General features: G+C 36.9%; 23 protein-coding genes and 1 pseudogene. 7 read left to right on the top strand and 17 right to left on the bottom strand.

Annotated elements, in window-relative coordinates; all coding sequences use genetic code 11:
- From AWT60_RS13150 to AWT60_RS13140, 3 genes are all read right to left on the bottom strand, one after another.
- Positions 1-1,073, bottom strand: a 1,073-nt coding sequence (locus AWT60_RS13150; RefSeq protein ID WP_218677352.1) for a Kelch repeat-containing protein, incomplete at its 3' end; no start/stop codon positions are given.
- Between the two features lie 118 nt (positions 1,074-1,191).
- Positions 1,192-2,373, bottom strand: a complete 1,182-nt coding sequence (gene alr / locus AWT60_RS13145; RefSeq protein WP_076840897.1) for an alanine racemase — start codon at positions 2,371-2,373, stop codon at positions 1,192-1,194.
- A gap of 172 nt (positions 2,374-2,545) precedes the next feature.
- A complete protein-coding gene (locus tag AWT60_RS13140) occupies positions 2,546-3,157 on the bottom strand; it encodes a GlsB/YeaQ/YmgE family stress response membrane protein (RefSeq protein ID WP_076840896.1) in 612 nt (203 codons plus the stop codon).
- A gap of 140 nt (positions 3,158-3,297) precedes the next feature.
- On the opposite strand from AWT60_RS13140, the gene AWT60_RS13135 reads away from it, so the two are divergent.
- Entirely contained in the window at positions 3,298-3,645 is a 348-nt protein-coding gene (locus AWT60_RS13135) for a YunG family protein (RefSeq protein WP_087975684.1), read from the top strand.
- Between the two features lie 55 nt (positions 3,646-3,700).
- Here AWT60_RS13135 and AWT60_RS13130 read toward each other — a convergent pair whose 3' ends face one another.
- The 6 genes from AWT60_RS13130 to AWT60_RS13105 all read right to left on the bottom strand — a co-directional run bounded on the left by AWT60_RS13130 (position 3,701) and on the right by AWT60_RS13105 (position 7,721).
- On the bottom strand, positions 3,701-4,159 hold the full coding sequence (locus AWT60_RS13130) for a GyrI-like domain-containing protein (protein WP_218677351.1): 459 nt from the start codon (positions 4,157-4,159) through the stop codon (positions 3,701-3,703).
- Between the two features lie 223 nt (positions 4,160-4,382).
- Positions 4,383-4,616: a hypothetical protein gene (locus AWT60_RS13125; protein ID WP_041105908.1), complete on the bottom strand. Its 234-nt coding sequence runs from the start codon at positions 4,614-4,616 to the stop codon at positions 4,383-4,385.
- 97 nt (positions 4,617-4,713) lie between these two features.
- The gene (locus AWT60_RS13120; protein WP_012009633.1) at positions 4,714-4,851 is read right to left on the bottom strand and encodes a hypothetical protein; all 138 of its coding nucleotides are present in this window, start codon (positions 4,849-4,851) and stop codon (positions 4,714-4,716) included.
- Entirely contained in the window at positions 4,841-5,974 is a 1,134-nt protein-coding gene (locus AWT60_RS13115; protein WP_218677350.1) for a Rap family tetratricopeptide repeat protein, read from the bottom strand. Before AWT60_RS13115 ends, AWT60_RS13120 begins: the two co-directional genes overlap by 11 nt.
- 128 nt (positions 5,975-6,102) lie before the next feature.
- On the bottom strand, positions 6,103-6,522 hold the full coding sequence (locus tag AWT60_RS13110; RefSeq protein WP_087977363.1) for a GNAT family N-acetyltransferase: 420 nt from the start codon (positions 6,520-6,522) through the stop codon (positions 6,103-6,105).
- 41 nt (positions 6,523-6,563) lie between these two features.
- Positions 6,564-7,721, bottom strand: a complete 1,158-nt coding sequence (locus AWT60_RS13105; RefSeq protein WP_087975574.1) for an MFS transporter — start codon at positions 7,719-7,721, stop codon at positions 6,564-6,566.
- Positions 7,722-7,848: 127 nt separating this feature from the next.
- On the opposite strand from AWT60_RS13105, the gene AWT60_RS13100 reads away from it, so the two are divergent.
- The gene (locus AWT60_RS13100) at positions 7,849-8,739 is read left to right on the top strand and encodes a LysR family transcriptional regulator (RefSeq protein ID WP_041105904.1); all 891 of its coding nucleotides are present in this window, start codon (positions 7,849-7,851) and stop codon (positions 8,737-8,739) included.
- A 59-nt stretch (positions 8,740-8,798) separates the two neighbouring features.
- Here the strand turns inward: AWT60_RS13100 and AWT60_RS13095 are convergent, their stop codons facing one another.
- From AWT60_RS13095 to AWT60_RS13070, 6 genes are all read right to left on the bottom strand, one after another.
- Positions 8,799-9,089 (bottom strand): hypothetical protein, encoded by a 291-nt coding sequence (locus AWT60_RS13095; RefSeq protein WP_218677348.1) that lies wholly within the window; start codon positions 9,087-9,089, stop codon positions 8,799-8,801.
- Positions 9,052-9,948: a macrolide 2'-phosphotransferase gene (locus AWT60_RS13090; RefSeq protein WP_218677347.1), complete on the bottom strand. Its 897-nt coding sequence runs from the start codon at positions 9,946-9,948 to the stop codon at positions 9,052-9,054. The genes AWT60_RS13095 and AWT60_RS13090 overlap by 38 nt, the downstream gene beginning before the upstream one ends.
- A gap of 424 nt (positions 9,949-10,372) precedes the next feature.
- Positions 10,373-11,203 (bottom strand): SMI1/KNR4 family protein, encoded by an 831-nt coding sequence (locus tag AWT60_RS13085; protein ID WP_218677346.1) that lies wholly within the window; start codon positions 11,201-11,203, stop codon positions 10,373-10,375.
- A gap of 275 nt (positions 11,204-11,478) precedes the next feature.
- The gene (locus tag AWT60_RS13080) at positions 11,479-12,597 is read right to left on the bottom strand and encodes a Rap family tetratricopeptide repeat protein (RefSeq protein ID WP_218677345.1); all 1,119 of its coding nucleotides are present in this window, start codon (positions 12,595-12,597) and stop codon (positions 11,479-11,481) included.
- Positions 12,598-12,793: 196 nt separating this feature from the next.
- Positions 12,794-13,453: a type A chloramphenicol O-acetyltransferase gene (catA, locus tag AWT60_RS13075; RefSeq protein ID WP_218677344.1), complete on the bottom strand. Its 660-nt coding sequence runs from the start codon at positions 13,451-13,453 to the stop codon at positions 12,794-12,796.
- A gap of 126 nt (positions 13,454-13,579) precedes the next feature.
- Entirely contained in the window at positions 13,580-14,410 is an 831-nt protein-coding gene (locus tag AWT60_RS13070) for a sialate O-acetylesterase (protein WP_218677343.1), read from the bottom strand.
- A 165-nt stretch (positions 14,411-14,575) separates the two neighbouring features.
- Here AWT60_RS13070 and AWT60_RS13065 point away from each other — a divergent pair, with 165 nt between their 5' ends.
- The 4 genes from AWT60_RS13065 (at position 14,576) to AWT60_RS13050 (ending at position 17,779) form a co-directional block, all read left to right on the top strand.
- On the top strand, positions 14,576-14,995 hold the full coding sequence (locus AWT60_RS13065; protein ID WP_076840885.1) for a stress protein: 420 nt from the start codon (positions 14,576-14,578) through the stop codon (positions 14,993-14,995).
- Between the two features lie 420 nt (positions 14,996-15,415).
- Positions 15,416-15,862 (top strand): MarR family winged helix-turn-helix transcriptional regulator, encoded by a 447-nt coding sequence (locus AWT60_RS13060; protein WP_041105892.1) that lies wholly within the window; start codon positions 15,416-15,418, stop codon positions 15,860-15,862.
- Positions 15,863-15,894: 32 nt separating this feature from the next.
- Positions 15,895-16,839 carry an acetyl-CoA carboxylase carboxyltransferase subunit alpha gene (locus AWT60_RS13055; RefSeq protein WP_041105891.1) on the top strand — a complete coding sequence of 315 codons (945 nt, stop codon included), beginning with the start codon at positions 15,895-15,897 and terminating at the stop codon, positions 16,837-16,839.
- 544 nt (positions 16,840-17,383) lie between these two features.
- Positions 17,384-17,779 (top strand): hypothetical protein, encoded by a 396-nt coding sequence (locus AWT60_RS13050; protein ID WP_218677342.1) that lies wholly within the window; start codon positions 17,384-17,386, stop codon positions 17,777-17,779.
- 488 nt (positions 17,780-18,267) lie between these two features.
- Here the strand turns inward: AWT60_RS13050 and AWT60_RS13045 are convergent, their stop codons facing one another.
- On the bottom strand, positions 18,268-18,651 hold the full coding sequence (locus AWT60_RS13045) for a RidA family protein (protein WP_061109701.1): 384 nt from the start codon (positions 18,649-18,651) through the stop codon (positions 18,268-18,270).
- A gap of 105 nt (positions 18,652-18,756) precedes the next feature.
- Here AWT60_RS13045 and AWT60_RS13040 point away from each other — a divergent pair, with 105 nt between their 5' ends.
- Complete coding sequence (locus AWT60_RS13040) at positions 18,757-19,095, top strand: winged helix-turn-helix transcriptional regulator (protein WP_218677341.1); 339 nt, start codon at positions 18,757-18,759, stop codon at positions 19,093-19,095.
- A gap of 257 nt (positions 19,096-19,352) precedes the next feature.
- On the opposite strand, the pseudogene AWT60_RS13035 reads toward AWT60_RS13040, so the two are convergent.
- Positions 19,353-20,189 (bottom strand): annotated as a pseudogene (locus AWT60_RS13035) (SMI1/KNR4 family protein).
- Between the last annotated feature and the right edge of the window lie 281 nt (positions 20,190-20,470).

The following is a 20,470-nucleotide window of genomic DNA, read 5'->3' as shown; positions in this document are numbered from 1 at the left end:
CCAGGTTTTGTCCCGTCTTGATCTTTCGGTTCTTCGGTTGTGCCATCATCTGGCTTTGATTCACCTTCAGCAATTTGTAAATCTTTTAGTGAGATAGAAATCACTGATTTGTAATCACTTTTAATCGATTTTGAATGATAATCTTGCTGGAAATTTCGTCCACCTATGATATATATGGTATCCTCAATCGTTACAGCACTTGAACCTACTCTAGCTTCAGGTAAATTGATCGAGCTTCTTTTCACAGAATTCGTTTTAGCATCATAAAACTGTGTGTATGGTGATAATAGACTGGCTCTGTCATCATACTGACCTCCAGCCATGAACAATTTTCCCTGATATGTTGTAAATGCAGCCCCTAGTTGATAAAACTTTAACTGTGATTTTGTTTGTACCCATTGATTTGTTTCAATGTTGTATTCATACACTTGGGAATTTTTGTGATTACTAACTGTTCTTTCTCCACCTGTAGCATAAATTTTGTTGTCAACGACTTCTGACATAGACATACCAGTAAATTGCTGAGGAAACATTTTTAATTGTAGCCATTTATCTGTTTTTGTATCATAACTATAAAAATTATGTTCTTGATAAGGACTTTTATTCGTTGCAAGAATATAAATCTTATCATTTACAACACTTGCACTTATGTCACCTTTTGTCACAGCATAGTATGGTATATTAATCGGTGTTTTTGCCCATGTATCTAATTCTGCATCATAAATATCAATCGTATTTGTGCTATCTTGATATGCTCCTCCAATGACATATACTTTTTTACCTATCGCCACTGCCGTACTATCTGTTCTTTCTCTAGGCATGTCAGCTTTTGAGCTCCACTCATTTTTGTGAGGATCGTACATGTAGGTATTTTTATTACTATATGCCTTTTCACTACTTCCCCCAAAAACAAAAATCTTCCCATCTACTACTGCGGAACTAGAATGAAGTCTCTCTTCCGGTAAGTCTGCTCGCTTCGTCCACCCATTTGTCTCAACTGCATGAGCTTTTAACGGATGGATTGTGACCATCATTAAAATAGTCAAAAGCACTAAAAATAAACCTTTTTTCATCGTTTCTTTCCTCCATATCTTAAATATCCCCCCTTTTATCGACATATTTGTAATAAAATTTAATTTTTATCATTGTACACCAGAACAAATATCCTCAAATTGCACCTGTTATTTACCCTCACACATACATCACCGGTGTCGATATTTTAATAATCTTTCCGCCGCGACGATAAAACCTTGGGACGCGGCGGCTTAAGGTGGCGATGACTTCGTAGTTGATCGTATTGAGCATTTCGGCGATTTCATCGACAGAAATTTCTCCGCCCTTTTGACGACCATATATGACGACTTCTTCGCCTTGCTTTGCTTTCATTTCTCCTAAACTGATCATGGTCATATCCATTGTGACGCGGCCAGCAATCGGCATTCGTTTTCCTCGGAAAAGCATGAATCCTCGATTGGATAAAGCACGTGAGTACCCATCTGCATAACCGATTGGTATGGTTGCTATCACTTCATCAGGTTTTGCTACATAGGTTGCCCCATAGCTGACGGTTCTTGGCTTTGTCACCATTTCCTTCACGAACGCAATCCTTGCTTTTAAACTGAGAGCGGGCTCTAGCTTAACAGCATCTAAACTCTCAATGTATTGCGAAGGGTACAGTCCATATAGCCCGATGCCGAGCCGAATCATATCTGCGCTAAATTCAGGAAACGCGATAGCAGCCGCTGTATTGTTCATATGTACTGTGGGCAGTGTAATGCCTTGTTTTTTTAAGAAACGAAGAAAATCAATAAAAATGCTGTGCTGCAGCAGTGTGAAATCAGGGTCAGGCTCATCCGCAGTGGAGAAATGCGTAAATATTCCATCCCACCTCAGGTTTTCACTCTTTTCAAGCGCCTCCACCACCTCTAACAGCTCTTCCTTTGTCCGTACACCTAATCGTCCCATCCCTGTGTCAACATTGATATGAATCCCAAGGCGATGCTGACTTTCTTCTTCCGCTAAGATCTCATTTGCTTGAACAATCCAGTCTTCTCGAAGGCCGGATAGGTCAATTCTCCAGGCTGCAGCCCTTTTCACACAGTCGAGCGGGGTAAATCCAAGGACCAGAATCGGTGCTTCAATTTTTGCTCTCCGCAATACAATGCCTTCTTCCAAGCTGGCAACCGCAAGCTCTGTCGCACCGCTTTCTAGTGCCTGCCGCGCTACTTCAACTGAACCGTGTCCATAAGCATTCGCCTTTACGACAGCCATGATCTTACTTTTCCTTGGAATATGCGCTTGAATGGCTTCGATATTTCTTTTAATCGCGTCAAGATTGACCTCGATCCAGACTTCCCTGCAAAGCTTTTGCATGTATGTTTCCTCCAGTCATTTCGATATCAATGTTCGTTTTCGTGTCTAGTCTATCTTTATTCATTTTTGAGAAAAACATTCAACCGCAATGATTGAACCAGCCTTGTCTTGATTGACATAAAAAAAGAAACCACCTCAAATGGTGATTTCTTCTTTATGAACAGGCATTTCATTAATCCGCAGATTTCATCATTGAATCAATTTCATGATAAATCTCTTCCAGATTTTCTCGTTCAGTCAAATACTCGGCAGTGCTCTTACAAACAGGCACATCAAATGTCAGAAAGGTGAGCGTGATCGTTGATGATTCCTGATCATTCATAGTTAATCTCAATTCAAGTGTCGAGATCTCTTCATTATTATCAATCTCAACAGATTGTTCAATCGGCACACCATCTTCTAACATGTCAACTTGTTTCAACTCTTTCAAGGAAAGCTCAGTGACTTCAAACTTGAATTTTCGAGATGAGCCGCCAGGTTGGTGTGTAATAAAGCGCATTACCTTTCGCTCATCATCAATCGCAAAGCCTTTATCAACATTTTGTGAAAAAAGGTATGTGGAAGCCTGAAAACCGTCTTCTTGAAAAAGCATCATCATTTTATCTAATAATATGTTTGGATCATTCTTTTCTTTTTGTCTTTGCAGCCTACCCGCTATCCATAAAATGACCATTGCACCGATGATGCTAAAAACCGTTCCCAGCCCATTACCTACATCTACGAAAATAGTAAAGCCTAAAATAGCAACAATAAAAGCGATTACAATGCCTATGATGAATATCACTCCATGCTCCTCCTGTCATGACCCTCATTGTTATATTGGTTTAATCAAGTATAGCATCTGGATTTTGATCGAAAAAAAATCTACTATAGACTAAACAGATACTATATTCATTTCGCTTTTAAATAGAAAGGATTTTTATGATGAACCTCTACACGACAGACGAAATCATTGATGCTCTTTTTAAAGCCTGGTCCTCTCAATCTAGTTCAAAATGGAGTAAAGACAACCCGGCCAATGGACAATGCGGTGTCACTTCTTTAGTCGTCCATGATCTGTTAGGCGGAAAAATAAACAAAACCGCATTACCCAACGGATGGCACTTTTACAACGTAGTGAATGGAACAAGAATCGACTTTACTTCTTCACAATTCTCTGAGGAAATCGTTTATATGGATGTACCTTCAAATCGAGAAGAAGCATTTGAAGATACGAATGAGGATCAATATCGATATTTAAAGGAACGAGTCCTAAAATATTTAAACATATAATATTCATGAAAACAGACCATAAGAGGTCTGTTTTCATTGCAGTTTGATAAAGTGTTTAAAAGATAGGCAGTAAGAATTCACACACCTTATCTTCGCCTTCTTCTTCTTTATATCTCTCCATTATAGGTGCCTGACGCATGTTTAATCGATTGTTTTGGATCATTTGAGGCAATTGTCTCCAAAACAAATTCACTTTTTCAGTTGTATGTGTCACCGTAAACACAGCATACTTTCCTCCTTCAAAATGGCCAGTCTGAACCATTTGATCTTTTGAGAAATCTCTATTTGTCATAAGCATGAGGTCGTATCTGCATTTTTCTGATGGAATTTTTCCAGGATCATCTTGAGGAACACCATATATGCCATATTCCTTTAATTCATCATTTAAATGATGTTGCTTCATCCATTTTTTAAATCTCTTCATCATCTCAAAATTCTCTTTGCTGCCATATGATCCGATATTTCTCATATACACCATTTTCATATTCGTTAACATTTCAATTTTGTAATTCATGATTTCCCTCCAACTCGTATTGGAAGACTGGCCAATCATTCCTTACAAACAACGGTAACATCCTTTAAAATAGAATGCAGTAGGATATTAAAAATAATGTAGTGTATGATGGAAAATACATATGGAGGATTTGCGATCTAGCTCATACATGAAGTAATCTCATTTTCTCCATTAAATATCAATTTTTTTAAATAAAAAAGAACGGACTATAGCCGCTCACTTGTTATTGATTTTCCTTTGAAGATTTAGCACCGAGAAAGACGCCAATTAAATAGATGATTGTTCCAAAAAACAAACCATTTAACAAACTGATAAACAACATCTTACAAACCAGGCCAACATAGTAAGACGCTGGCGTCCCTGGAAACACAGCCATATTGAACAGGCTAATCATAAAGGTTAAAGCAAAGGATATAATGAAAATCCTTCGAAATAATGTTGATTTTAACATTGTCACTTTACTTCCTCCTCAATATCTTTTCTATGGAAAAAATATTCTTTATTCATAGCATATATTCCGTCTTAAAATAAAAAGCCCTTAAGGGGCTTTTTATTTAAGCAGTATAACCGATACTTGCAGTATGACCTCTCCTAGCTTCATCATGACTTGCTGTCACTTCAGATGTAAAATAACCAACAACACTGATAACGCTGATCATCACGAATACAACTGATAACGTTTTAAATTTCATACTGACAGTCCCCCCGCTTCACTTGAGTTTGGAAATAAAGAATTTTCTCATAAAAAAGCATCGCATTGTCTTTATCTCCCATTTCATTATAATATTTTGCAGCGTCTTTTGCTAAATCTTCTAGATCAGGATACATTGACTTTATTTCTAGCAATTCCATTATTTTTTCCAACTGCTCAAAATTGTTCTCAACGTATAGTGATCTTAAAAATTTGAATATCAATAACAGCACATGGTCTTTCAGTTTTTCAGATAGTTCTATACCGTTATTTAAAGCATATATACCTAAATCCTGTTCTTTCTTTTTGAAGTAGGCTTTTGACAACATAATGAGTGGGTCTAAGATTCTATTTAAATGCTCGTATCCCTGTTCTCTAAATGCTCGAATTGAGTCATTAAAATGAATAATTGCTTGTGCTATTTCTTTATTATGAAAATAACTCAACCCTAAATTATAGAGTGCTGATCCTTTTAATCGTTTTGTTGAGTTGTCGGCGGCTTTTTCTAGTGCGTGTTGAAAATGGGGTATTGCTTTTTCGGGGCAGCCCATATCTATATAGTTTAACCCGATCACAAAAGAACATTGTATTTCTCTTACAGTGTATGTATCTTTTTCTCGATAACATTGTATCGCCTGTGCGATATGGTGCATGGACATGTGGGTTTGTTTCATGTGGTAATAGATTTCAGCCATCTTGTAATTGAACTCGGCCCGTTCAATATCGTCGCTGACAAGAGACAGCTTTTTTTCTGCCCGTTTATAGAAGGTAATTGCATTTAGGTATTCATAGTTTTCAAATTCATACATGCCGTAGAAAAAATTGAAGTAATACTCGAGCAATCCTGTTAATTTCTCTTGGTCCCTTTTGATCTTCATTGCGAGCTCCTTGAAGTTGGCCCGCTCTTTCCCATTTTCTAAAGGATTCAAGTAATCAAGCATTAATTTATGTCTGAACTCCATGAGTGAGAAATACAATAATAAATCTTGATTTTCTTCCATATGATCAAGCATTGATTTGATTTCCTCTTTATATGCTTCGGCGTCCGGTACGTTAAATCTTTGAATATGATAATACCATTCATTGATTTTCAAACCGACGTGAGAAGAAAGCACTTTCTCCATCAGCCCTTACCCCTTCCTCTATTTTCCCTATAATGACATATATTATCATTTTATGAACCATTCGACACCGAAAAGAAACCGCAAAAAAGCCCTATAAAGGGCCCGTGAATGATAAGATAAAAAGACTTCTATTCATAAATAAGCACCCAGTATTCCGCCCCAGGTTCTCCTTCTTCTACAACAGCCTTCCAGCCTCTTTTTTGATAAAAAGATAAAGCTTTGTGATTTTCGGAGACACATTTGAGGGTGACCGGTGTTCCCAAAACTTTTATCGCTTGTTTGAGCAGCAGATCGCCAGCCCCTTGACCAGCAGCTTCTGGATGTACAAACAAGAGATGAATAAAACGATCTGGTACATATAGAGAAATGAATCCAAGGATTTTATTGTTCTCCTCAGCTAAGAAAATTTGCTCTTCCTGCGTATCTTGATCAAAATCTTGCAGATTGAGTTCTTCTGTATTGAGCCAGTGAAAGCTCTGGCGCCGTGATTCTAAATAGATTTGTCTTAATTGTGGATAATCGATCGTTTTTGCTTCTCGAATGAGCAATAGAATTCCCCCGTTTTTATTGAAATGTGAAGCAGCATTATTTAACTCGACACTTCTCCTTCTTTTCTACCAAGTTTCATAGATAACTGAACGCCAATCATTAACGAGACGATGACAAGCATTGCCACAATGGAAGCATCAAAATGTCCGCTTAGATCGAAAACCAAGCCAATGAAAAACGGACCGAATCCACCCACAATGTACCCGCCCATCTGCGACATCGCAGACCAGGTTCCGGCTTCCTCCGGAGTACTCGTCTCCATAATCGGGAGCATAAGCGCTAAAGGGAATAATCCACCTGCACCCATACCTAGGAAAATGACGGCTGGCAAGATCGGCATTGGCAGAAGAAGAAAGATAAGGCCAATGAGTTCAGACAGACTGCATAAGATGAGAAATAATTTCGGTTTTCCTAATCGAGTAACGACCGCTGGAACGAGTAGTGCCACCGGTATCTGAATGAGTGTAAATATGGTCAAGAGCATTGCAGCATATTGCGGACTGTTGCCAAAGCTAAGAGCAATCGGTGAAATCCATGCCGTCAAAGAATAAAACATACTGGACATAAAGCCAAAGAACAAGGTGAATTGAATGGCCTTTTTGTTTCTCAACGGCAATTTTAACGGCAACGTTACATGATCACTCTGCTCATTTTTGCGAACTAAACCTATCCATAGAATAAGGGCAATCACCCCTAGAATAGCCCAGCAGGACAATGCAAATGGAAGGTGATGCTGACTGCGCAGATAAATTGGAATGGTGAAGCCGGAAGCGAGCGCTGCACCAATCGTCATCGAAATTGAATACACACTGACGATACCAGGATTTCTCGGGAAATATTTTTTAATGAAACTAGACAATAAAGGACCTGCGAAGCTAATCCCTACCCCTCCAGCAAACGCAGTCATGAGCAGGATAGCAACCGATTGGCTAGTACCACGCAGTGCAGTGGCAATCGTGATCAGAAGAATCGAGAAAAACAGCGTTCTCTCTAAACCAAAACGCCGGCTGAGTATCGTTGCAACGGGAGCAAATATTCCCATACAAAGGACAGGCAAAGTGGTCAAAAGACTTGCTGTCAGTGCGTTTACGCCAAGCTCTGATTGGATCATGCTCATCATGGAAGCCACGGACGTAATGATCGGACGTAAGTTTAAAGCGGCTAAAAATAAAGCGGCTAAATAATATATTTTTTTCATCAATACCCTTCTTTCTCTCTCATCTTGTTAAGGTTACTTTGAGTATAAATCTGCCGCATTCATTGATCAATACAATAAATCGTATTATGATGATAGGAAAAGACTATCATTTATGAAAGGTGGACATATGGATACCCGGCATATTACCTATTTTATGGCTGTATTCAACCATTTGCATTTTACAAAAGCCGCTGAGCAGCTAGGCATATCACAGCCTACACTTAGCCAGCAAATTCGACTGCTTGAAGCAGAAGTTGGGATGCCGCTCTTTGATCGAATCGGCAAAAAGGTCGTTGCTACCGAAGCCGGTTCGCTGCTTTATCAATATGGCATGAAAATGCTTCAAGCTGAAAGAGATGCAAAAAATGCGATGAAAGAACTATTATCGGAAAAACGAGGAACCGTTCGTCTCGCAGTTCTCCCATCAGATCTTGATTTTCAGCTGGTGCCACTTTTTGTAGAATTTAAAACACTTTATCCAGAAACTAATCTGAAGGCATATTCAAATATCTTTGTTCGTGAAGAAGTTCTTTCGCATAAAGTGGATCTCGGCATCGGACTGCGAGGGCCTGCGGATAAGCGTCTCGTTCAAATTCCACTTGGAAGTGAGCCTTACGAATTATTTGTTCATTCAGAAAGTGATTTGGCTCAAAAGAGCGAAGTGTCATTAAAAGAGCTGACTCACCATGCGTTGGTCATGTATCCGAAGGGATATCTAGGAAGGGATTTAGTAGATGACGTATGTAAAGAACAGGGTGTTGAACTGGACACTGCCATGGAGGTTGGGTCCGCGTTTTCGCTATTGCAGCTGGTTGAAGCCGGGATCGGTGCAACCATTCAGCCAAGAGGATTACTAAAACAACATTCGACGTGGCCTAATATTGTTTCGATTCCTATTGCTGATCCAGCACCTGTCCGGCACTTGGAATTAATTTATTATGCAGATCGATTTGTCAGCAAAGCACAGCAGCAGCTATCTGAATGGCTGATAGACTTTTTCAAATCAAGAACAAATTAAAAAGTGAGGTTAACACATGAAGAATGCAAACAACATATTTACAAGAACAAACCGAGTTGTTATTCGCCAATTCGATAGACAGGATATTGAAGCGTTTTATCAATACCGAGCAAATCCCACAATTGCAATATTTCAATCCTGGGAAAACTACACATACGAAGATGCTGAATCATTTGTTCAACATCAATATCGAGTTCATTTATAAAAAAGGAAAATCCAAATCCGTTTTCATTGATCAACTCAAACAGTTTTTCATGAATTAGATTAAAAAAAGCCCTTTTCAGGGTCTTTTTTTGGATTCGGTCTGATTGATTAGCTTTCGTTTGCCAACATGTATGCTGCAGTTTCATGCATATCTTTCAATCCTGATCTCTGTGCGTACTCGGCCACAGTGATCGCACTTGTCGTCAGAAGTTCTATTATATGTTCATCCATTCCTGGCCAAGTTCTCCCGCCTGCTTTTTCATACGCATGGATAAGTTTTGTTAATCCTTCTTTCCCAAAGAGAAGTTGATGCGACAAAAAATCTGCAGATACATCACCAACCCCCACTTCAGACCAATCAATCACACCCGTCACACATTGATTTTCATCAATCAGAATGTGGCCAGGATGCAAATCTCCATGCTTCACTCCCACAAAAGGCGGCCATAAAGAATCTTTAGCTAGCCATTCTTGCCAGCGCTCCCATAAACCGCTGTTAATGGTGTATTGCGATTTGACACGTTCCATTCGCTGTTTCATTGATCCTCTTAATTCATGAGCACTGAGCATCTCCACACCGATCGTTTTAAAAGGCTGTTGATCTAAAGAATGTACATTCGCTAGAACTCTTCCTAATGATTCATAATAAGCTTGCGGTACTTTCGTTTGGTCAAAACTCCACACATATGATTGCTTCTCCACATCAATACTAGCCGCCGGTACCCCCTCTAATTGTTTATAAGCAATCAGACTTTCTGTAAAGATAGACCACTGAGGGACCTGAAATTGAACCTGTTTTCTAATATGATCTAATGTCTTTTTTTCTTGTAAGGTATGTTTCATTGATTCTGGTCTGCGAGGCACTCTTAATATCCATTGATCACCATGTAAATCTTCGACATGCGCGACACGAAAATCAACACCTGATTCATTTATTTTAATGGTATTCTCTGAAATGTCTAATCCGTGATGATTGGCTAACTGCTTTAATTCTAGTCTATTCATATTCATTCCTCCAATTGCTCATTTAGTCATGATCAATAGGCATCAAGAATATCATCACAAAAAACCACAAAAGGCTACTTTATGTGGTCAGAGTAAACAAAGCTAGACTTATGCCATTCTTTGTATTATAAAAACATACAAAAAAGACAGAACAATTATCTGCCTGTCTTCTAGTGAAATTGCATACTTTCCCGCTGAAGATCATTAAAAATGTGCAGACTACCCCGTTTACTCCGTTTGATGAAAACAGAGCCTTTGAACATATGAAATTACTGATTGTTCAAAGTTTGCTGGCGTAATCTTCCTGCATGCATCATCTTTAACCATCCTCCTCTTTATCATATAAAGTTACTATACTTTATTTAAATATGACTTTCAATAAGATTACAAAAAGAAGCCCTTTTCAGGGGCTTTTATTCTTTCACTATCGTTTTTTCACTGGATGAATGTCTTCTCCCAAAAAAGCGGTATTAGGCTCACCACTATTTTCTAGGAACTCCGCTCTTTCTTTCAGCTCTTGATTGATAAGGTCATTTCTTGGCATATCCGGGTTTAACAGAAGGATGGAGTGAATCGTTGTCGCTGCTTCATATAAAACATGTTGATCTTTTATCTGTTTGATGCATTGTTTCATACGATCGAAAAACCATTCAATCTCTTCAATTTCTTCCATCGGATAATGTGCCATTTTAAAGAGATTCTGCTGACGAAGGTCTTGTCTCTCAAAAATTTGTTCAAGCTCTTCTTTACTGACATACAAATCCGAGGATTCCTCATCAATCTCTACTACCTCGACCATCACATCTTCAGCTGTATATAACTGCTCAATAAAATCATCGAAAGTATCCGCCAGCTTAAAATTGACTCCCATTTCTAAATCAAAATAGTGGATAGGGGGGTGTTCCTTCGTTTTTCGATAATCCATTGCGATCCATGTATCTTCCTCTCCGCTGATGATCACAAGTCCCTCCGGCAGCTCCAATTCATCACTTAACTGAAGACTATTCATGATGCCATCATCTTTGGCGATTCCTCTTAAATGGTCAAATTGAACATGATCCTCAGCCCATGAATTCGGCTGTTCCGTTGGGAAAGCATTACGAACTGTAAAACCACCGTTCCATTCTAAAATGAGCTTTTTATATGTATCAGGTAAAGTGACACCAAGTCTTCCCTCTGCTTCACGAATTTGTTCCTCATCTATCTTTTCTAACGTGAAAGGACTCTCTTCTTCTTTCTCCCAGAAAGGTTTCAAAGTGGATGCCTCCCTATATCTATTGAGGTTAGTATAACATTGACCAACTGTTCATTTGCTCATTCTACTTCATAAAAAAACAGACTATTAAAGTCTGTTTTAATCTTGTCTATACGTTTTCAGAGGTTGTATTTCGATCAATCATAGTCGTGTTTCGATTTGATTTTTGATGTTCCTCCATAGTTGTATTCCGAATTGATTTTGTTTCAATGAGTTTCAAAGTTTCTGCTGTTGAAACACTTAACAATACAATGGATACAATGACTAGTAATTTTTTAATAATCATACAGACACTCCCCTTTTTGAATATCATTTTGAGCTTTAAGAGCCTTTCTATAATATTCGACAGCTTTTTCAAAGTCCCCCTTTTTTTCAGAAGATAATCCTATACTTTGAGCAAATGCCTCGACATAGACATATAGTTGCTTTTCCTCAAAATAATCTAGCACTTCTTGAATTGCTTTCTCATTAGCATCTATATAAATCGCTTTTAAAGCTTTAAATAACATCAAACACAACGAATCATTTATCTCTAAGGAGCACTTAAGACCATCTTCTACGAGTGGAGCGGCTTCATCATGTTGACTAGACTTATACAACGACCAGCTTAAACTAAATAGGGTGATTGGTTTTATTTCAATACTTCGTGGTGTAATAATGTCTAAAACTTCTCTGTAGCGTATGATTGCTTCAGTGTACTTTTGTTGTCGATCATATGTATTCGCTATGTTCAATAGAATTTTAGCAATTAACATATTATCGGCGAGCTCTTCTGCTATAGAAAAAGCTGTATTTAGATGCTTTAATGACTTGTCATATCGCTTGAAATCATCATAATTTCCTGCAATAACAATCAAGCTTTGTATTTGGCGAACTTTATATTGTTCATGCTGCTTATAGATGTCTAAGGCTTTTATAATATGATGCATAGAAACATGCGTTTGTTTCATTATATAGTAGGCTTCAGCCACCTTGAAGTGAAACTCCGCTTGCTCAATATCATCGACCACCAATGCGAGCTGCCTTTCAGCGATCTTATAATATTGGATAGCCTGTATGTATTCTTTCTTACTAAACTCATGCATTCCTCTAAAAAAAGCATTATAGAATTGCAGCATACCAGAAAGTTGATGATTTGAATTTTCGATTTTATCAACCAAATCAGAAACAGAAGGCGATCGTTTTTCTGAAGGTTTAATATAATCGAGCATAAGCTGATGTCGAAAACACATCAATTGATAGTAAATGAGCAGGTCTTGATCCTCTTCCATTCGCTCAATTTCTCGTTCTACCTCAGCTTTCAAAATCTCTGCATCAGGTACACTGAATTGCCGAATCATTTTATACCATTCATTTATTTTCACACCTACATGTGAAGAAAGAACTTTCTCCATCCCTTATTCCCCTTCCACTAATTTCCCTTATATTACATTTATTATCACATGTATAAGTTTTCAAGGCACCGAAAAGAAACCGCAAAAAGAACAGTTGAGTAACCGTGATTTTTCATATTTCTTTTCACAACAGAAAAAGCAGACTCTGCAAAAGTCTGCTTTTTTCTAAAAATCAAATGACTACACCTTTTGAAAATTAAGTATACAATGAATCATTTAACCACTCTTCACAATGTTCTATAAGCCACCTCAAATATTCCACATATTGACCGGCATGATAGCCGTCACAAACAGCATGATGTACTTGAATGGCGACTGGCAAGATAATTTTCTCTTCTTCCACCTTAAATTTCCCTAACGTAAATATCGGCAATAAATAAGTTTCATCTGTAGATACATTAAGGTTAAAAGAAGTAAAATCAATCCAAGGCAGGCTTGAAATATTGAACATATTTTCTGGCATATGAGGTTTCGGAAATAGTTTGTTACTTTCGCTATAAGCTTCAATATCAGCTACACAGCTTTTATAAAACCGAGCAAAATTTTCGTCATAAGGCGTCCAAATACTTGAAAATGTCTTTGTTTCTTTATTTAGAATCGTATAACTAGGGTGGAGAAGATCCCAGTGACCAAGTTCATCGTTCACTAGATCCATCCGAAACTCCGGTATTTTTTGCACAGCCCTTGCTAACAAATAAATTTGCACAGGATATACTTTTAGCTTTTTTTCTTTTAATATTGAATGCAATTTCGTGATGTCTAGATTGATCACCAGGCTATATGAGCATCGGGTTACCTTCATATAATGATGAAAGTGCTCTTTTCTCGGATAATTTTCATCTATTTGTTTAAACATTTTTATCTCCTCCTGAATGTAATTTCATGTATTCAGGAGGAGACTTTATCTGTTTTCACCACCACAATCATCCTTTCAAGAGATATGTCATGTTTTTGTCCATTCAAAGTCTACCATGAGTTTTTCCTACGATAAAGTCTTCAGCAACTCTTCGTAAGTCATCTTGCCTAACGTGAACTTTTCTAGTGCTATATATGTTTTCTCCGCTGTGGTATTCATTCTATTATGACATTCATTCACTAACTCATGTTCATTTGGTAATGGTTCATGTATATGTTCTTTTTTTCGAAATGCTTCATAATATCTTATACCAAATATTCTCTGAGACATCGCATTGATGTGAATTCCGTCCGGATTAGGTATAAGGCCTTTCGCAGTAACATAATAACAATTTTCATGATGATGTGCATATTTTTGTAGTTTCTCATTTATCAGTTGATATTCCACACACCCTGCGCCAAATGCTGACTTTCCCAAGAAATCACCCAAACCTCCTATCACAAGTGGAATGTTAGGTACAGATAACTCAGTTCTTAGTTCATGAAATAATCTAAGTATTTTTTCATCGTATTCTTTGTATTTCCCATCTTGGCTGTCACTTTCTCCTTGATGCCATAATATTCCTACCAATTCGCTATTTTCCTTTGCAAATTTAGCTTCACTTATAGCATGACGAAATAATGCTCCATCCGGCGGCCACTCATCAATTGAACTGCCTCCCTCTGCACAAGGAATCAGGCCAATCTTCTCTCCTTCATGATCCTTACACCAAGACTCCGCAAAGGAAGCCGCTAGTCCTACGCCAGCTACCGGCCTATCAAAATGAATGGGCTCAGTCATCATTTGCCATCTACCATTTCGCAGCATCATGATTCTTTCATTATAAATCGGAGGCACTTCATGTTTGAAGCCGCGCCCCGCCATATTTGATTGTCCAATTAGTAAAAATGACTTCATATCTTCCTCCCCCTCGATAAATGGTTTATCAAATATCTATTTACCTGAACGTTATCATTTTACCCTTCTTTATTTTTCATATTTGTCTATTTTTGTCGAAATGATAGTAAACAGGAATTACTTAGTGTAAGATCCTTATGCATCTATCAATCAGGAGGATCTACTATGAAGAAATATTTTGTATTATGTTTTACATGTTTATTATTGTTAACAGCTTGTAGCAATGCAGCATCTACTAAAAAACAGCTCACCACAGACAACGTGATTGAAGCTTTCAAAAGTGCTGGGCTTGAAGCAGAAAAACCAACTGATCTTGAACAAAAAGAGTTTGGAAATATAAGAGAAGAAGGAAAAAGGATTCTCATTCCTTCTTTAGGCGAAAATGCTGGCGGAAGGATTTTTAAATTTGGAAATGAAACTGACCTTAACCAAGCCAAATCTTATTATGATGAGTTAGGAAATGCTGGATCTATGTTCTTCTCTCACACATATTCAAAAGGGAACTTCCTGCTTCAAATGAACGGAGAAATGAAGGATTCTGAGTTTGAAAAATATAAGAAAGTAATGGATGAGGAAATAAAATAGTTTCATATTTTTTTACCGATTGCTTCTTTAATCTTTAACAGAGAAGAGTTCTTTACGATGGTCTCTAATTCAGCTGGATCGAACCGTCATCTCTACCCTGTCAAGGTGAATGACCTCATCCGAAGCAAACAGACCTTCCTTGAAAAAAACTGATTTAATAAGGTTCTATGATGAGCCTTTCTGATAAAAAATGTGCATTTCTGAAGAAAACTGAAAGGGTTCGTCCCCAATCCGTCCCCATAAAAAACAGACCATGCAGGGTCTGTTTTAATTTTGCCTATACGTTTTGAGAAGTTGTGTTTCGATCAGCTGCAATACTGTGCATTCCTGAATATTGGCTTACGTTAAGCTTGTGAAAAAATCATATTCATGTATAATACAATTGATGTATGATACATCAATTGTAGGAGGATGACCTTTTTGAAAAGAGAAGATGCCTTAAAACTAAGAACAGATATTAAGAAAATGATTATAATCACTGGGGTTTTTGAATCTCAAAATTTGCCCAATGGACCATTTGAAAAACCTCTACCAACTTCTCAAATGATGGCGCTAGAGGAACTAGAGGTGGAAAAATTAACTGTTTGGCAACTATCCAATAAACTTAGATTAGAGACTTCAACTGTAAGTAGATTGGTAGATAAGTTAGTAAAAATGGGGCTTGTTTATCGTGAAGTAAATGAAAAAAACAGAAGAGAACTTTTTCTGCACCTCACAGAAAAAGGACACATTACTGTTAATCGCTTAAGAGAGCAATCCCTTACATTTTATCAACGTATCCTCAATAATTTATCAGAATCAGAACAAAAAATAGTTGTGGATGGTTTTGAATTATTTATTGATTCTATTTCTAAGTCTTTTGATTAGAGTGAGGTAAATCATAACCTTTGGAGGATAAAATGAGTTTGGATTTTGAACGTCCTATTATTGAACTAAAAGAGAAATTTGATGAATTAAAGAAAATGATGAAAGAAAGTAATGTAGATTTATCGTCAGAAATTCATTTATTAGAAAAACGTTTAAATAAAATGCAAGATGAAATTTATTCTAATCTTACAGCTTTTCAACGAGTTCAAATTGCAAGACTACGTAACCGGCCCACGACATTGGATTATATACCTTTATTGTTTACAAACTTTTTCGAACTTCATGGTGATCGATTATATGGTGATGATAAAGCAATGATAGGTGGTATTGCAAAATTTAAAGGAATGCCCGTTACGGTTATTGGTCATCAAAGAGGTAGAAGTACAAAGGAAAATATAGAAAGAAATTTTGGAATGGCTCATCCAGAAGGATATAGAAAAGCGCTAAGACTTATGAAACAAGCTGATAAATTTAATCGCCCTATTATTACATTTATTGATACAATAGGTGCCTATCCAGGGAAAGGGTCTGAAGAACGTGGAATTTCTGAAGCGATAGCTCGAAATCTATTTGAAATGGCTACGCTTAAAGTGCCAATTGTTTGTATTGTAATTGGAGAGGCATCAAGTGGTGGAGCTCTTGGCATTAGTGTCGGTAACCATATCCATATGTTAGAGTATTCATGGTACTCGGTAATTTCGCCAGAAGGAGCAGCATCTATCCTATGGAAGGACGCTAAGTATGCTCCAGAAGCTGCTGAACATATGAAAATTTCAGCAAAAGATTTAAAACAGTTAGGAATGATTGATGAAATCATCCCTGAAATGCAAGGTGGAGCACAAAATGATATAAAATCACAGGCACAAATGATTAAATCTGTGATCGAATCATCTCTAAAAAAATTGATACCATTATCCTCAGAAGAGCTTATACAACAGCGATATGAAAAGTATAGACAAATAGAGAATTATAAATGAAAATATTATTACATTTAGGAGGATTCTCGCAAAAAATACTAAATATTTTGTAAGAATCCTCTTAAACTGGATATGCTGATACTATTAAAAGATGTGTGATTAGTATGGAAAGGAAAATTTGTTCAACGGATTATCTTCCATCAATACTTTGAAACGTCGTTATCCCCCTACGAGATGGCGGGCCAAGCCGTCATATATCCCCATACTTTGTTTCTGGTTCTTTTATTGTCTAATGACTCTTTCACATCAAAATTACCTATTTCAACAACCACGATTCATAATGGTCGCACTCCTTAAATACTATTCAAAAAAGAGCTGGACATGCTAGGGCTAAAACACCCTCAGATAGGATTACTCTACCTTTTTTAAGGAAGAATTTAATTGTTTTTCTAAATTAATCTGTCCCATCTTAGGGAATGAACTATAAATTCTTTATGTTATAATTCAATATCAGTTTAAAAATGCCTTTTTTGAACTTTAACAGACGATCCAGATTACATCACAAAAAGCTTTTATAATACGTATTTTTAGGAGGTTAACATTAGTGGACAGTTCCCTCAATGAAATAAAGCTTATCATTCCAACAGGATGTGACAATGCTCCCAGGAAGCAAATAGTCATTGATTTTACAGTAGCTATATTAACGCGGCAGACTGAAGTTATTAAGGAATTTGCGGATGAATCTATTATCTGGTATCAGTTAAAGGATAATACAAAGCTTGAAGGGCGAAATGCCTTAATCTCCACTTTGTACAAAGAGGACAGAGAAATCGTTGGCAACCTTGAAATTTACCAAGTAATAACACACGGGAAATTTGCTTCAATAAATGGTGTGATGTTATTAGCGAATGGTTTAAAAATTGATTTCTGTGATGTATATATTTTTAGTAGTGCTGCAAAGTCTGGAAAGATAAAGGAAATAAAATCATACAGGATTTAAACGTTACTGGTCTATTTATTAGGTGACTCAAAAGGCGTTGCGATACAAATTTCATACGTTTTCATGAAGAAAGATAAAAACAAAAAACTGCTACACAAGGGTTTCAACGATGATTCCGACTGGGCTCGAACCAGCGACCTCTACCCTGTCAAGGTGAATGACCTCATCCGAAGCAAACAGACCTTTCTTGAAAAGACTGATTTATGATGAGCTATTCTGATAAAAAATGTGCATTTCTGAAGAAAACTGAAAGGGTTCGTCCCCAATCCGTCCCCATAAAAAAACAGACCCTTAAAGGTCTGTTTTAATTTAATTCATATCTAATGAGAAGCCTTCATCTGCACATAACTTTGTATTTCAGTTTTTCCCACATATGCTTTAAATAGTGCTGTCTATCCTCTGCCCTTTTATTGGTTACACGTTGAGCAATTCTAGATTCTACCCTTTCCCTTGTATAGAGAATTGCTCAAATTAATCTGATAACGTATTTAATCAGTGTGTGCGATAGCCTTGACTTCAATCAATTGCTCTGGGAAAGCCAGATATGTCACACCAATGAGACTGCCAGCTGGTCGGTGTTGACCTAAGTATTCCTTGAATAGATCTATGACTGTTTCGGAGTGTTCTTGTGGATTTGTTAGAAAAATTTCAACATATGCAATGTTGGATTTCGTAGCTCCCAATTCCACCAATACCCGATCAAGGTTCTCAAATGTTTGCAGAGTCTGAGCTTCAATATTCTCCTTACCAACGAACATACCATTTTTATCGTATGAAAACTGACCTGAAATGTAGATTGTTCCTTTAACGCTATATCCTTGGGTAATACCGTGATCCCATAGATTGTGATTGTAGGTTTTAATATTAGTCATCGTTTTCTCTCCTTTATTTCAAAGTAAAGTAAGTATAAAATGAATATAAATAAAAAAATAGTACGCACTATTTAGATAGCTACTATCAGAAAGGATAGTGTCAATATGAGTATGGCTGATTATAGAAAAACGGGTAATATCCAAGAGACACCTTTTGGATATACATTATCAGTTATAGGAGGCAAATGGAAAATGCTAATTCTGTATCTCCTTTCGGAAAATCAACCCGTTCGCTTTAATGATATGAAAAGGAGACTTGGAACGATTACCTTTAAAACATTGAGTGCACAACTTAAAGATTTGGAGGCAGATGGGATGATTATACGAAAGGAATATCCACAAATCCCCCCTAAAGTGGAATACAGTCTTACAGATAAGGCAGAAACACTTTTACCAATTTTAGAACAGTTATGTGATTGGGGAGAGAAAAATCGAAGTAATTAAATTCTTTTTGTATAGATAATTCAAGTATTGACTATGAAGGGCAATGGAGCTATAGAGAACTTCTAATCTAATGAATACTATAGGAATGAATAGCCCCTATCTATCTTGTCTATACGTTTTGAAATGTTGTATTTCCGTTAACTGTTTCTATTGAAAAAAGCCGTCCCTTTGGACGGCAAAATGATATTCATTTTATTTCATGCTTCCCCAGATAGATCTTTCACCAGTATGGCCTGTCTTTGCATGCTCAAAGCTTATTAAAGGAAACTTGTTTGCATAGCAATTTGTTCTCCTTGATTTACTATAAGTGGATCTTTATTTTTTTCTAAAAATTTAACAATTTGATACAGAACCTCACTAATTTTTTCGTTAATCGGCATATTTTGATTTAATAAGAAAATGCAGAGAATCGTATCAGCTACTTGATAAAGCGCATCTTCATCTTTTGTTTTTTCAATATGATATTGCATCTTTTTAAAAAACCATTCAATTTCGTTCAAATCAACCATCGGGTAATATTGAATTTTATACAGATTACCTTCATCAAGGACGTCCAATTCAAATATGGCTTCAAGTTCTTCTTTACTTAAATGAGCTTCAGGAAGCTCATATTCAGCCTCTACTGCTTCCTCATCAATAGCGTACTCAGCTGTATAAAGCCCCTCAATGAATTCATCAAAGGAATCTGCTAATTTAAAGTCTTCTTCCATCTCAACATCAAAATAATGAATTGCAGGATTCTTTTTCGTTTTTCTATCATCCATTGCTACCCAAGTATGTCCATCCCCGCTAATCAAAACAAGCCCTTCTGGAAGCTCCCACTCTTTTATTAAGTAGCCACTATCCATAATTCCTTCACCTTCTGCAATTCCTAAAAGATGATTAAATTGAATATGATCCTCAGCCCATTAATTAGAGTGAGTGGTTGAAAAAGCATTATGAACTATATAACCACCATTCTGTTCTAATATGAGCTTTTTATATGTATCTGGCAAAGTGACTCCTAGTTTCTTTTCAGCCTTAGCTACTTCTTCTGCGGTGATCTTTTTTAACGTATAGTAACCTTCATCGTCTATTTCCCAAAAAGATTTCAAAGTTTATTTCCTCCTAGTGTCATTTAACAAAACACCTTTCACGAACTTATATTCTATTAAATTGTTTTTGGTGGTGATTGTATGTCTTATCTTGAGTGAAAGATTTATTGAATTATTTATAATATGAGTCGCTTTCGTAAGAATCCAACAATTGATGACCTGAAAAGAAAAACAGGTAAAGACAAGAAGATCGTTAGGCAATCAGTCAAAAACCTCCTGCCAACTGAGAAACAATCTGGCGGATAAAGTTCGTCCCCACCCAAAAGAAACAGAACAAATAT

The sequence above is a fragment of the Bacillus sp. F2HM genome (genome assembly GCF_019266135.1).
Classification (GTDB): domain Bacteria; phylum Bacillota; class Bacilli; order Bacillales; family Bacillaceae; genus Bacillus; species Bacillus safensis.
Note: the sequence above shows the minus strand (reverse complement) of the source record. Positions and strands in the feature narration are given on the sequence as shown.